Below are 13945 nucleotides of genomic sequence, written 5' to 3' on the forward strand. Positions count from 1 at the left end.
GTTTCAATCTTTCTGTTTCACATCAAAGATATTCTTTAAGAATTTCTTTTCCTTTTTGACTTACATATAATCCGCCTGGCAGCTGTATATTATCATCATTGACTTCTCCTGTAATAAAACAAGTCTTTTCAGCTTCGTATTTCCGTATGATAATTCGGTCTTCCTCTACGAATATTTCCATCGGATCCCGCTCTTGTATGTTCAAACTTCTTCGCAATTCCTTAGGTATAACAATCCGGCCCAGTTCGTCCACTTTTCTAACGATACCAGTGCTTTTCATTCTGCACGCTCCTTTTTTATATTTCTTAAGATAACTATCTATATCATTTCCTCTACCCTTTTTTGGAAATGTATAAACAACAAAGGAACTTATTAACAGTGTGAAAAAGCGGCAGCAGTAATCGATATCACTATCCATAAATACGGTAAGAAAGTATTATTGGTTAAAATATACTGCGTTTTATATACGCTATAGCAGATTTGAAGTCGCTCTTATTATTAAATCAATTGAGACAGTGATATACTATCCATATAATCCTTTTTAGAAACGTTCGTTACACAAAGCAAAAAGTAAGCTCTTTCATCCGCATTTTTCTTTTTCCGAAAAGATTTACAACTTACCCGGACGGAAAAGAAACGGTCAAAAAGAAGCCAGGGAAAGTTTATGCCCCTATAACTACTTCTTACTTCATGCAAATAGGGAGTTTGTAGTAGAATAGAGTAGGCATCATTACCGGAAGCTGAAAATAAGCTCCCAACCATATGCAGGAGGAATTTGAGGTATGCAAAAACTTATTATTCCTGAAGAGGATATTGTGCTTGCTATATGTATGTACATTGCTGAAGAACAGAATATGAGTGCAGATGACGTCCAAGTAGAGTTATTTTATGATGATTACACTGGATTTTCAGCAGAAGTCGTGACATCATCTGGAAAACAGGAATGGATGACCAAGCAAATTATTGCTGCATTAAGAAAATGGATCAAAGAAAATCTCCACGCCGATCCGTATGCAGGCTTAAAGTTGGATTTAGACAGACGAAACGGCATTTATGCACGTCTTCGATACAATAGTTAATATTTCACAAATCTTTCTTCCTATTTTTCATTTTTAAGTTTCTTTACATATTTTCGAGGATGCAGGAGCAGCAGCCTCCGCATCTATGAATAGCGTATTTATTTTCATTATTTTATTTTTTAACTGGATGAACTCTTCTTCTAAGATGGTTTAAAAAGCTTAAAGAACATTTCCAAGCATGTATGTACATAATAGCCAAAAAATCCTTATTTTCTTCCTTCATAAAGAAAATAAGGATTTTTGAGTTTGGTGATGAACCCCTTGTATAAGAGAATTATTGTTCTATTTGTTTTTGCTCCCTTTTTTCCTTCCAGCTGTTCTGATTTCTCGTACAAGCTCATATATTTAACCAATGACTTGATGAGGAAAGGAGAGATATGTTGGAGTTTATACAGACCATCGGACAGATTCTCCTGATTAATATCTTACTGAGTGGAGATAACGCGATTGTCATTGCGATGGCGAGCCGGAATCTTCCGGAACATCTTCAGGCACGCGCTATTCGCTGGGGAACGTTCGGCGCAATCGCACTTCGGATTCTCTTTGTATTTATTATGATTTACCTGCTGCAGCTTCCTTTTATCCAATTAATCGGCGGATGTCTCCTATTGTATGTAGCATATAAATTACTGGTGGATAAGCAGGATCACAGCCAGATGAAAAGCGGTAATTCCTTGCGGGAGGCCATTACGATTATTATTTTTGCTGATGTGATTATGAGCTTGGATAATGTACTAGCCATTGCCGCCATTGCTGATAGTGATTTGCTTCTGATCATTGCCGGGATTATTTTAAGCATCCCGATTATCTTAACAGCCAGTGAATTGATTTTGAAGCTCATTGAGAAATTTCCGATTATCATTTATATCGGTGCCGGCCTGCTTGCCTGGACAGCCGGAAAAATGCTGTTAGAAGAAGCATTTGTACAGCAGCTTTTTGCTTCGCTGAAATATGGACAGCTTATCTTCCTTAACATTCTTACCCTTGCCGTTCTTTTTATTGGGAGATGGCGCAGAAATCAATTAGAAATGACTGTGTAAAAAAACCTCTTATGGGCCTTAACGTCACATAAGAGGTTTTTAACTCTGCAGATTTAAATGCTTTTGTAGGTTTTTGCTTTTGTAAATAACACTGCTGTAATAATCAAGCCAAGCATTCCAAAACCAAGCAGAATAACTTGAATTGGGATATTGGCAGCGGATAACCCGGAAACAAGGGCGTAAGAAATCGGATCGAATCCATTCATGGCCAGGAAGATAATACTCATGACCCTTCCCATAATATAATCTTCCGCCTGTTCCTGAGCAGCAGTAAAGAATGGGATGAATACAAAAGACATGGAAAACCCGATAAAGAACACAACTATTGTCAGCATCGTTAAATTAGGAACAAGTGCAAAAATGACATATGCGATTAATGCTCCCAATAATCCAAATAAGGAGGTCCTCCCTTTCTTCTTGACTAAGACAGAGCTGAGTATCCCTGTGCCAGCCACCAGACCAATCCCCAGACTGGCTTCCATATAACTTAGGTTAAGCGGTGTTCCGCCATAGCTTTCCACCAGGAAGGGAATCGCAATATGCAATGTTCCAAACACAAAGAAGTTAAGGGTAATAAGTACAACTATCCCCGTTATAAGAAAGCTTGAATTGCGAATATACGCCAGACCCTCTTTGATTTCTTTGATTGGCTTCTGCTTTTCCTGCAACGCAACCGGCCCTTCATTAATGAAGCGCGGATAAATAATGACCGCAGAAAGCAAAGCCAAAATCATCGCTACAAAATAACTGCCGCCGACACCGATAGATTCCATTAATACACCGGCAACAATCGGACCCGCTACAAATGAAATCTGATCGACACCCTGGAATAAAGCATTGGCACGCTGCAGCTGGCTTTTCTCAACAATCTTAGGAATCATCGATGAACTTGCCGGCCCGAAAAAGGCATCCAGCATCCCAAATCCCGCAGCAATCAATAGAAGCAAAGTAAGTGATAATGCATCATTTTTCATCAGTATATATAACACAAGCAAAAGAAGAGCCTGCACAAAATTCGCTAAAAACATAATCGTCGTCTTCTTGTAACGGTCCGCTACCACTCCTCCGAAAATCATCATCGAAATTCTCGGGACGGTTGCAGCAATTAATACAAGTCCTAACGAGCTGGCTGATCCGCTATCACTGATAACAAACCATGTCGTTGTTGTCAAAAACATACTGAAGCTGACAACACCAAAGATCCCAGCAACAAACAACAAAACAAACGTACGATTTTTAAATAAAGGCTGTGCTTCCATACTATCTTTCCTCCGGCTTTTTTTATTGATGAAACAAAGCGTTTTGTTTATTTTCACATGACAGGCAGGGATATATGCTTTATAATAAGAAATAACATAACCTACCGACCGTTCGTTTCTAGAGAAATTTTACCTTACCATCATTACTTTGTCAAAGGAGAATCATCATGCATACAAAAGAAAAAATTTTACTCGAAGGAATGGAGCTTTTTGCAACGCTTGGCTATAATGGGACCTCCATGACAAAAATCGCCGATCGCGTTGGCCTGCAGAAATCTTCTCTCTACGCACATTACAACAGTAAAGAAGAATTATTTTTCGATGTAACCACAAAAATTGCTGCGGATTACGTGGATTTTGTGAAGTCCGCCTTTAAAAATGAGGGGAAAACAGCGCAGGAAAAATTGTATCTTTCTTTCCAGGCACATGTGAAGGACATGGCAAATCACGACAGCAGTATTGAATTTTATAATCGTTTTTCCTCTTATCCTCCTAAAGGTTTAAAAGACAAAGTTTTAGAAATATTGCGTGACAGCGAGGAGCAGGCACGGGCGTCCTTTAAAGAAGAGATAAAAAAAGCACAGGCAGATGGTGCTGTTACAGAAGAAGTTTCTCCAGAAGAAGCTGCTCGCGCTTTTTATGGTTTATTGGACGGTCTATCGTATGAAACAAACTATTATGAGATGGATGTTATTGAAAGTCATGGGGAGTCCATGTGGAAGGTGTTTTGGAGGGGAGTTCGGGCATAGTTGTTCCTCCCTTTCATGTATGATATGTTTAACAAAACCACATAAGGGGATGCTGATGAAATGATGAAAAAATTACTTTGTCTTTGTATCGTCCTTTTTTTAACCGCTTGCAGTTCCTCTGATTCTGAAGAAAATCCATCGCCTGCCGATATAGATTCGCCAGACGATGCTTCCAAAGAAACCGTTCAGTCAGGATTGAACCAGCTTGGGTTTGAAGCACTCTCCGGATTAGACAAGAACGAGGATGGTAATGTATTTATTTCACCTATCAGTATTTGGACAGCACTGAACATGACCTATCACGGCGCAGATGGGGAAACAAAAGCAGAAATGGAAGAAGTGCTTGGCCTGGAAAACATCGATGCGGATGCCTTGCTTTCTGCCAACCACGATTTGTTAATGAAGCAAGCAGCAGATAATCAGGAGGTAGAACTGCATCTCGCCAATGCTGTATGGTTCAGGGAAGACATGGAAATAGATACGGCTTATCAAGAGACGCTGGAAACATATTATCAGGCAAAGGCAGAGCCCTTAACAACAGCCGATGCCATCAATGACTGGGTTGCTGAACAGACCAATGACCGGATTGATCATATGGCAGATGATATTTCTCCTGATTTAATTTTATTCTTGCTTAATGCCGTTTACTTTCAGGGAGATTGGACGCATCCCTTCGATGAAACCTTAACAGAGGAACAGGAATTTTCTTTAGAAGATGGTTCCACTATAGATACACCGATGATGACTTTGTACAAGAAAGACTTACGTTATTGGGAAGATGAGAATGTCCAGGTTGTTTCCTTGCCTTATGAGGAGGATGAAACCATACAAATGCAGATTTTCCTGCCAAGTGAGGACACGAGCTTTTCTAATTTCCGAAAAGACTTTTCTTTGGAAAAATGGCAAGAAAGCATGGATGCGTTGGAGCAGCAAACAGGAACGGTATTACTTCCATCCTTCACGCTGGAATACGAATCAGAGCTCAATGACTTTTTCATCCATCTTGGCATGGAGCAGGCTTTCGACCCGGATCAGGCTAATTTATCCAACATGTTTGAGGGAACGGATGCTTCAGAAGCTTATATCAGCAGAATTTTTCATAAAACATTTATCGACGTCGATGAAGAAGGAACAGAAGCTGCCGGCGCTACTTCAGTGGAGGTAGAAGAAACTTCTGCTGTATTGGAAGATACGTTTACCATGGATATCAACCGTCCATTTCTATTCACGATCACCAATACAGAAGAGGATAGTATTTTATTTATGGGAAGTATCGAACAGCCGGTGCAAGAATAAAATAAATCTTTATTCAGTGGAATCCGCACAGCCAGTTTACTGCGAAAAAAAGAACTTTCCACGCATCTTTGAACAAACCGTTGCAAAGGTCCGTTCAAGATAGCTGGACAGTTCTTTTTTGATTTTAAACTTAGCGCTTCACGAAATTTTTGTCCCGTTTGTTACTTGCTCATCCGGACGAAGCAAAACGACATCTCCCTCTTCTTCTACTCCGCCAACGACAAGCACCTCTGATTTAAAGCCGGCAATTCGACGTGGCGGAAAATTAACGACCGCAACAACCTGACGCCCTATCAAATCCTCTGGTGTATAGCGCTTTGTAATTTGTGCCGATGATTGCTTTTCACCAAGCTCCTCGCCAAAATCAATCCGTAATTTAATCGCCGGAACACGCGCCTTTTCAAGCGGTTCTGCATGCAATACCGTGCCTACACGTAAATCGATCTTCATAAACTCTTCAAACGTTGCCATTCTATCTTCCTCCTGCGAACAAATTTTCAAATTATTTCTATTATATCTATCTTAATGGAAAGGCATACATGAAAGCAAACAGATAAAATGAATATAGCTATGGAAAGCCGCTGTTTCTTATTATAACGAAACCTTTTTCCTGGTTTACCGTATTTCTATTATAGAATAATTCATTTACTTAAATAGAAACACACTCTATAACTCAGGGAGGAGATTCCGTGCTGCAGGTACATATCGATTCAGCAGGATACCAGCAAAAAAAACTTTATCTGCAAGACATTCATTTCACCATCTGTCCCGGTGAAATTGTCGGTTTAATCGGGGCAAATGGCGCCGGGAAAAGTACAACAATCAAATCAATCATCGGCACCATGGAGCATGTACATGGAAATATTGAATTAGAAGAAGACAAACAGCTGGCATACATCCCCGAAGAGCCGATTCTCTATGATCGCCTTACGCTCTGGGAGCATTTACGGCTTGCTGCGACGTCTTATGAAATGCCCCAAACTATTTGGGAGCCCCGCGCAAAGGATCTTCTCAAGAAATTTTCGCTTACTGGTAAAGAACATGAACTGCCTATTCATTTTTCCAAAGGAATGCGGCAAAAAACATTGATTTGTCTCAGTTTTATGACAGTAGCGGACATTTATATCATTGATGAACCTTTTATTGGATTAGATCCAATCGCAACAAAGCATTTGATTAACCTGCTGTATCAGGAAAAAGAACGCGGAGCCGCTTTGTTGATGTCTACACATGTCCTCGATTCCGCAGAGAAGCTCTGTGACCGGTTCATTCTTTTAAACGAAGGAAATACAATTTTCCAAGGAGATTTACAAGCATTACAGGAAGAAACAAATCAGTCCGCCGGCACTTCTCTTTTAGATTGTTTTTATGAATTATTAGAGGAGGGCGTATCATGAATGGAACTGCACGCACGCTGTTCCTCAAACGGCTCCAGTCCGATTATAAAAATCTATGGGAAGCCAGCAAGCTGATACTGGATTGGACCTTATTTATCTATATCTTGATTCCCGGGATTGCTATTGGTGCTTTTTTCTACATGGAATGGCTGCAGGGTATCCCCTTTCTATTAAATTTCATTGGCTGGTATGGCTGGATGATGATATTGGTAATAAGCTTTTTCTTCCATCATATCAAATTATTCACCTATCTGGCGGACCAGCTTTTCCTAAGCAGAAATATTCCCTTGCTGCGGCGCATCTCCCAATATGGAATCGTCTATTCAACTAGTATGATGCTACTTACCGCAACGCTATTTTTTATCATTGCTGCACCCTTTCTAAGCAAACTATTCTCTTTATCTCTGCTTTCTCTGGGATATCTATGGCTTTACTATCTCTCAGGCGTATGTTTGATAACCTTATGGAGAAAATATGCACAGATTCATATCTCCTCTTTTATTATTCGTTCCATATCCATTATTCTAATCCTTATATTGTGGATAAGTTTATCTCAGGCTATCTTATCACATTTACCCCTGTGGATAACGTGGATAACATTAAGTGTTATCGCTATTACTTTTGTATCTGACAAGCTTGCTTATCATGGAACTCATTTTTTAAAAATTGCTGAAATGGATGAACAGGCAAGAGGAAAATGGGTGGGTCTTTTATTTACCAATGTCCGGCAGCAAGGGTACAAACCGCCTTCTGCAAAACCAATCAGGCTCTGGAAGGAATCACAGGTTATGTTTCAAAAGCAAAGCAATGACATGATATTCACCGATGCCTATTTTAAATCCTTCTTCCGCAATTTACCGGTACTGATGCCGCTTGTTCAGCTTACTGGTCTTCTAATTACTGTGCTGATCGTATCTGCACCGCATTGGACTGGCTATCTATTTTGGCTGGCTTCGATCTATATCATTGTGGATATTACCAAAACAGGCTGGCTCGGCTTTCGATTTAATTCTTTTATTGAGCTTTTCCCATGGAAGGAATCCATGCTGCGAGGGTCCTTGGAGACCAGCGTGCGACGGCTGAGTTCACCTATTCTATTCGTTATCGGACTCCTTTTCGGCTACTTAAAATTTGGTTTTTTGGGAATGCTGGTTTTTCCTGTTATCAGTGTATTCCTGGGAATAGGGCTGATTTATTGGCATATTCGTTATGTTCCGGTTCATAAGATAACAGCCGAATAATTTGGCAGCTCCCTGTCAGCTGCTGTAAGCTTAGGTCAAGTACTATTTATTGTGAATGGAGATTACCCACATGCAACGCATATTAATTGTTGATGATGATGCTCATATCCTCCAGCTTGTCCGTATTCAGCTGGAGAAGGAAGGCTTCCTTGTTTCCGAGGCGAAAGACGGTACAGAGGCCTTAGCTATGTTAAAAAAGACAGATTATGATTTAGCTGTTATCGATGTCATGATGCCCTTTATGGACGGCTTTCAGCTGACAAAGGAAATTCGCAAACAATTTGATCTTCCAATCATTTTACTCACAGCCAAAGGACAAATTGAGGATAAGGAAGAAGGCTTTCTGGCGGGAACAGACGATTATTTAGTAAAACCTTTTGAACCTCGTGAACTCAGCTTTCGTATCCATGCATTGCTGCGCCGCTATCAGCAGGAGAGTGATTCACACACGATACGATTGGGAGAGGCAGAAATTAATTTGAATAGCTATGAAGTAAAGGTTGGGGGTAAAACACTCCTTCTTCCCCTTAAGGAGTTTGAATTGCTCGCACTATTAGCAACTTATCCACAGCATGTCTTTACCCGGGCACAGCTGATCGAAAAAATTTGGGGAATGGATTATGAAGGCGAGGAGCGCACAGTGGATGTGCATATTAAACGGCTGCGGCAGCGTTTTTCTTCTTTGACTGCTGCCTTTAGTATTAAAACGGTCCGCGGCGTCGGATATTGTCTGGAGCCGGCAGAATGATGCGCTCTCTCTATGTTAAATTCGCTGTTGTCACCATAGGTATTATGCTCCTCAGCGGTGTGATTGCCTTTATCGTATCAAACACCTATTATCAACATTCCCTGAAGCCTCAAAACGATGAAAAGAACACCAAAATTGCTTTGGAGATGGCTGCTTTTATTGAAAATAATCCGGAAATCGCCATCCATGATTATTTATCCAATATGGCAGATGTAGGTTATCAACTGTACCTTGTGGATAACCATGGACAAGAACAATTTTTCGGAGCAGCATTCCGGGAAAATAACTTAACAGACAGCGATATACAGAGCGTACTGAATGGAGAAATATTTCATGGGATGGTCCATTTCCCCAAACAGACCTTTGTCACAGGCTTCTTTGCGAATGAATCAAAAAATTCGATTGGTGTTCCTGTAACCTACGAAGGTGAATCTTACGCTCTATTTATCCGTCCGGATATCAAGCTGCTATTCAATGAACTCCATTTATTGCTTGGCGTATTATTTGGCCTGACGATTATTCTAAGTATCTTATTTGTACTTTTCAGCACCAATTACCTGGTCAAGCCTATTTCCCGGCTCAGCCGTGCTACCAAACAACTGGCAAAAGGAGATTTTCAAGCGAAAACATTAAACACAAAGCGAAAAGATGAATTGGGAGAGTTATCCACAAGTTTTACACAGATGGCACAGCAGATTGTGGAAAATGACCAGATGCGCAAAGAATTTATCTCAAATATCTCCCATGATATCCAATCTCCTCTATCAAATATTAAAGGATATACCAATTTAATAGGCGATAAGGAAACACTGGAAGAGGATAAACAGCAATATATTTTCATTATTAATGAAGAGATCAGCAGACTCTCTAACCTGACAGAACAGCTTCTGCTTCTTTCTTCGCTGGACCGGGACCAGCATATCGTGAAAAAGAAACACTTTGATGTCAGTAACCAGTTGAAAAACCTGTTACAGAGTTATCAATGGCTGGTGCAGGAGAAGGAAATCATGCTGAGCTATTCCCTTCCCGACTTAGAGATTTACGCTGACCCCTCTTTATTAAATACGGTTTGGGATAATCTGCTGTCCAATGCCCTAAAATATAATCAGCAGGGCGGCAGTATTGATATCCAGCTCACTTATACGGAAGAGCACTGTTCCATTTCCTTTACGGATACAGGAATCGGCATATCCGATAAGGAAGCTGAACGTATTTTTGACCGTTTTTATCGGGCAGATGCTTCCCGTACCAGAAGTGTTAAAGGAACGGGGCTAGGCTTATCCATTGTCGCTACGATTGTAGAATTGCATGAAGGAGCTGTTACTGTCCGGGCTAATGAGAATGATACCGGAACGATTTTCACGGTCAAATTACCTCGATATGGAAAATAAAGTTGCATGAATAAAGCATCTGCCCCTTGAAAGAGGCAGATGCTTTTTCCAGCAAACTATTCATGCATAAAAGCAGGTTGCAGCGGCTAGCGTGAATTCAATTGCAGTATATCGTCACCTTCTGCAATTTCCTTCTCCTCTACAGGAGATACTTCCGCATAATCACCCGTATTGGTGATAATGATCATTACCGTTGGATCATAACCGGCACTTTTTATTCCATCAATGTTGAATGTTCCTAAAATATCGCCTTTTTTCACTTGCTGCTCCTGGCTTACTTTGCAATCAAAGCCTTCTCCATTCAGATTTACAGTATCAATACCTATATGGATCAGGATTTCCGCCCCTCGATCCGTACGAATTCCAAAAGCGTGCCCAGAATCATAAGTGACGGTAATCGTCCCGTCTTCCGGAGCTACAATTTGCTGTTTTTCCGGATAAATAGCTATCCCTTTCCCCATCATCTCTGATGAAAACACCTGATCATTCACTTCCTGTAACGGAATAAGCTTTCCAGTAAGCGGGGAGCTGATTGTTACTTCATCTGCTTGAACAGAAGTGGCTTCCGTATTCGTTTCATTTGCCGGTTCTTCCGGGCTTTTATCATTTTCTGGGGCAGCTAATTTTCGCTTTCCATAGATAAAGGTTAACGTAAAAGCAACTACCATGCTGATGACAATACCAATCAGAAACATTGGAATCGAATTAGGTGCAATGGAAATGAAACCAATCACACTCGCCGGCCCCATTGCTACGGCAAGCACATGGAAAAAGCCGATAAATGCAGAAGCAATGCCTGCCCCAATCATTCCACAGATAAATGGAAACTTCAGTTTTAAGTTCACCCCGAAAATCGCCGGTTCTGTAATACCCAGCATCGCAGATACACTTGCTGAAGACGCCAGGCCTTTTTGCTTTTTATTCTTCGTAACAAAGAAGATTGCCAGACAAGCCGCTCCCTGGGCTACGTTTGCCATGGAAGCAACCGGGAAAATAAAGGAACCGCCAGTGTTTGCTACATCCGCAAGCAGCATCGTTTCAATCGTCGGGAAGCTTTGGTGCAGCCCCGTGATAACAATTGCAGAATAGAACGTTCCGAAGATCCCTAAGCCAAATCCTCCTGTGGTCTGGTATAACCACACAAGACCGTCCGTTAATCCGTCAGACAAGGAACGCATCATTGGTCCTACAAAAATAAACGTTAAAAATCCAGTAATAATTACCGCAAACATTGGTGTAAAGGTAAAATCAAATGCATTCGCCAGCCGTTTATGGAAGAACTTCTCAATGTTAGCCAAAATCCATGACACTGCCAAGACTGGCAATACAGACCCTTGATACCCAGCTTGTGCTACGTCCAGACCAAAAATGTTCCAGTAGCTCATTGTTCCGTCCTCAATCGCATTTGCTACCGCATAGCCATTGACTAAATCCGGCATAACCATGGCCATCGCCATTGCAGCACCTAAGTACGGATTACCGCCAAATCGCTTCGTGGCGGAGTAACCAATCAGAATTGGTAAAAAGGCAAATGGTGCAGAAGAAAGCAGATTAATAATACTGGCTACATCTTCAATGGCAGGAAACATTTCTACAACCGACTGCGGGCCGAATAAATCCGGAGATGTCAGCACATTATTTAAAGCCATCAATAAACCGCCCGCTACTAAGGCCGGAATAATCGGCACGAAGATGTCAGACAGTAATTTAATAAATGACATGATTGGATTCGTTTTTTTCTCTTCCTCCGATATTGCTTTCAAATCGTCTTTGGATACTTCTTGAATGCCTGTTGCATCTGTTAATTCTTTATACACTTTATTTACATCACCAGGACCGATAATAATCTGGAACTGACCATTTTGTTTAAACGTTCCTTTAATATCTGGATGATTATCTAATCCTTGCTGGTCAATATTTTCATCATCTTTTAAGACTAAACGTAAACGAGTTGCACAATGAGCGGCAGCTTGTATATTATCTTCGCCAAGCATTTTCAGGATATCTTCTGCAACCTGCTTATGATTCATGATTTCTTCCTCCCTGTAACCGTTTTTTTTATCATACAAACAAAAAACCAATATGTCAATCGCTTATCATATATTTCACTAATCATTCATATAAATGCTTTTAATTTAGATAATATTATGTTATACGTTTGACATATTGATGATTATTGCATATGTTCTATATAAGAAGTTTAATAGATATAAGGAGTTGAAAAAGTATGGAATTAATAACAGAATGGACGACACCTTTGCGTTATAAACCTTATCACCAATGGTCTAAAAGCTATCAGGATATGCTTGCGGCAGAGTTAGAACAGTCCGGATGGAAGCTGGCATTTCATATTCAACCGAAAACCGGCCTCTTAAATGATCCGAACGGTTTCTCATTCTACAATGGGAAATGGCATTTATTTTATCAGGCTTATCCATTTGGACCTGTGCACGGCGTGAAGTCCTGGTATCATATGGTATCGGACAATTTAGTTGATTGGGAGCAGCATGATTACGCTTTATTACCCGATTCTCCTTATGACAGTCATGGGGTTTATTCAGGCTCAGCGATGACAGTAGAAGACAAGCTTTTTTTAATGTACACAGGAAATGTACGTAACGAGGAGTGGGAGCGTCATTCTTATCAGCTGGGAGCTTGGATGAATGCGGAAATGGAAGTAGAAAAAATAACGAAACCATTGATTGATAGCCCTCCGGCAGGCTATACACATGAATTTCGGGACCCGCAGGTATTTCGTTATCAGGATCATTACCTGATGATGATTGGTACCCAAACAGAAAATGAAAAAGGTGCGGTATTAGCTTACCAAAGCAGCAATCTGACAGATTGGGAGTTACTTGGTGAATTAGATTATACAACAGAAGAAATGGGCTTTATGGTGGAATGCCCTAATTTCGTTTTGGTAGACGGTCAGCCTGTGCTGCTGTTCTGCCCACAGGGTTTAGACAAAGACATTTCCTTTTATCAAAATATCTATCCAAATATGTACGTCATCGGCTCCTCGTTTAATAAAGAGACGGTATCGATCGAAAACACGTCGGATTTAGTCAACCTTGATGAAGGCTTTGATGTCTATGCAACACAAGCATTCCATGCACCGGACGGCCGTGTATTGAGCGTCGGCTGGGTTGGACTCCCGGAAATTGATTATCCTACCTTTGAAGAAGGCTGGGCGCATTGCCTCAGTATCGTGAAAGAATTGTCCATTAAGGAAAATCATCTGTACCAAAAACCAGTTGCAGAAATGCAGGAATTACGGCAGAATCATCAGGAATTGCAAGGTTCTGCACAAGAATCCGATATGTTATTAAGCTCACCTGAGAGCAATGTTTATGAATTAAAGCTCGAACTAAATGCAGGCACATCCGGCTCTTTATATTTATTTGCAGATAAGCAGAATAAAGAAGGTCTGAAGATTTCTTTCGATGCAAAACATGATACAATAAGCATGGACCGCAGTAAGGCAGGTATCCCTTTTGGAGAGTCCTATGGTTCCACTAGAACTGCTGCACTTAAAAGACAGGATAAGCTGACATTGCATATTTTTGCAGATCGTTCTGTCTGCGAGGTTTTTGTTAATGATGGCTATCGCGTCATCACGAGCCGTGTTTTTGTGAAAGACCCGCAGCAGACGCATATCTTCCTTCAAGGGTTTGAAGGGGATTATACGGGAGATTTCTGGACCTTACGCGAAATGAATGAATAATAAGTAAAGGGTGAGAGC

General features: G+C 40.8%; 13 protein-coding genes. 9 read left to right on the forward strand and 4 right to left on the reverse strand.

From position 1 onward, the window contains the following. Window positions 1-22 precede the first annotated feature (22 nt). Window positions 23-280: an AbrB/MazE/SpoVT family DNA-binding domain-containing protein gene (locus MKX55_RS21615; protein WP_256705271.1), complete on the reverse strand. Its 258-nt coding sequence runs from the start codon at window positions 278-280 to the stop codon at window positions 23-25. Between the two features lie 502 nt (window positions 281-782). On the opposite strand from MKX55_RS21615, the gene MKX55_RS21620 reads away from it, so the two are divergent. Continuing rightward, on the forward strand, window positions 783-1079 hold the full coding sequence (locus MKX55_RS21620) for a DUF2653 family protein (RefSeq protein ID WP_042529140.1): 297 nt from the start codon (window positions 783-785) through the stop codon (window positions 1077-1079). A gap of 377 nt (window positions 1080-1456) precedes the next feature. Next, window positions 1457-2119 (forward strand): TerC family protein, encoded by a 663-nt coding sequence (locus MKX55_RS21625; protein WP_339234861.1) that lies wholly within the window; start codon window positions 1457-1459, stop codon window positions 2117-2119. Between the two features lie 53 nt (window positions 2120-2172). Here the strand turns inward: MKX55_RS21625 and MKX55_RS21630 are convergent, their stop codons facing one another. Beyond that, on the reverse strand, window positions 2173-3378 hold the full coding sequence (locus MKX55_RS21630; RefSeq protein ID WP_339234863.1) for an MFS transporter: 1206 nt from the start codon (window positions 3376-3378) through the stop codon (window positions 2173-2175). 167 nt (window positions 3379-3545) lie between these two features. Between MKX55_RS21630 and MKX55_RS21635 the strand changes: the two genes are divergently transcribed. Further along, window positions 3546-4127, forward strand: coding sequence for a TetR/AcrR family transcriptional regulator (locus MKX55_RS21635; RefSeq protein ID WP_339234865.1), 582 nt, complete (start codon window positions 3546-3548; stop codon window positions 4125-4127). A gap of 60 nt (window positions 4128-4187) precedes the next feature. After that, on the forward strand, window positions 4188-5423 hold the full coding sequence (locus MKX55_RS21640; protein WP_339234867.1) for a serpin family protein: 1236 nt from the start codon (window positions 4188-4190) through the stop codon (window positions 5421-5423). Window positions 5424-5561: 138 nt separating this feature from the next. Here the strand turns inward: MKX55_RS21640 and csaA are convergent, their stop codons facing one another. Further along, the gene (gene csaA, locus MKX55_RS21645; protein ID WP_042529133.1) at window positions 5562-5894 is read right to left on the reverse strand and encodes a chaperone CsaA; all 333 of its coding nucleotides are present in this window, start codon (window positions 5892-5894) and stop codon (window positions 5562-5564) included. Window positions 5895-6112: 218 nt separating this feature from the next. On the opposite strand from csaA, the gene MKX55_RS21650 reads away from it, so the two are divergent. The 4 genes from MKX55_RS21650 to MKX55_RS21665 all read left to right on the forward strand — a co-directional run bounded on the left by MKX55_RS21650 (window position 6113) and on the right by MKX55_RS21665 (window position 10200). Beyond that, on the forward strand, window positions 6113-6820 hold the full coding sequence (locus MKX55_RS21650) for an ABC transporter ATP-binding protein (RefSeq protein WP_339234870.1): 708 nt from the start codon (window positions 6113-6115) through the stop codon (window positions 6818-6820). After that, complete coding sequence (locus MKX55_RS21655) at window positions 6817-8061, forward strand: ABC transporter permease (RefSeq protein WP_339234872.1); 1245 nt, start codon at window positions 6817-6819, stop codon at window positions 8059-8061. The genes MKX55_RS21650 and MKX55_RS21655 overlap by 4 nt, the downstream gene beginning before the upstream one ends. Before the next feature lie 70 nt (window positions 8062-8131). Continuing rightward, window positions 8132-8809, forward strand: coding sequence for a response regulator transcription factor (locus MKX55_RS21660; RefSeq protein WP_339180722.1), 678 nt, complete (start codon window positions 8132-8134; stop codon window positions 8807-8809). Then, window positions 8806-10200, forward strand: a complete 1395-nt coding sequence (locus MKX55_RS21665; RefSeq protein WP_339180725.1) for a HAMP domain-containing sensor histidine kinase — start codon at window positions 8806-8808, stop codon at window positions 10198-10200. The genes MKX55_RS21660 and MKX55_RS21665 overlap by 4 nt, the downstream gene beginning before the upstream one ends. A gap of 86 nt (window positions 10201-10286) precedes the next feature. Here MKX55_RS21665 and MKX55_RS21670 read toward each other — a convergent pair whose 3' ends face one another. Then, on the reverse strand, window positions 10287-12230 hold the full coding sequence (locus MKX55_RS21670; protein WP_339234875.1) for a sucrose-specific PTS transporter subunit IIBC: 1944 nt from the start codon (window positions 12228-12230) through the stop codon (window positions 10287-10289). Window positions 12231-12427: 197 nt separating this feature from the next. On the opposite strand from MKX55_RS21670, the gene MKX55_RS21675 reads away from it, so the two are divergent. Further along, a complete protein-coding gene (locus MKX55_RS21675) occupies window positions 12428-13927 on the forward strand; it encodes a sucrose-6-phosphate hydrolase (RefSeq protein WP_339234878.1) in 1500 nt (499 codons plus the stop codon). Window positions 13928-13945: the final 18 nt, after the last annotated feature.

Origin of the sequence: Oceanobacillus sp. FSL W7-1281 (genome assembly GCF_037969835.1) — a bacterium.
GTDB lineage: Bacteria > Bacillota > Bacilli > Bacillales > Amphibacillaceae > Oceanobacillus > Oceanobacillus oncorhynchi.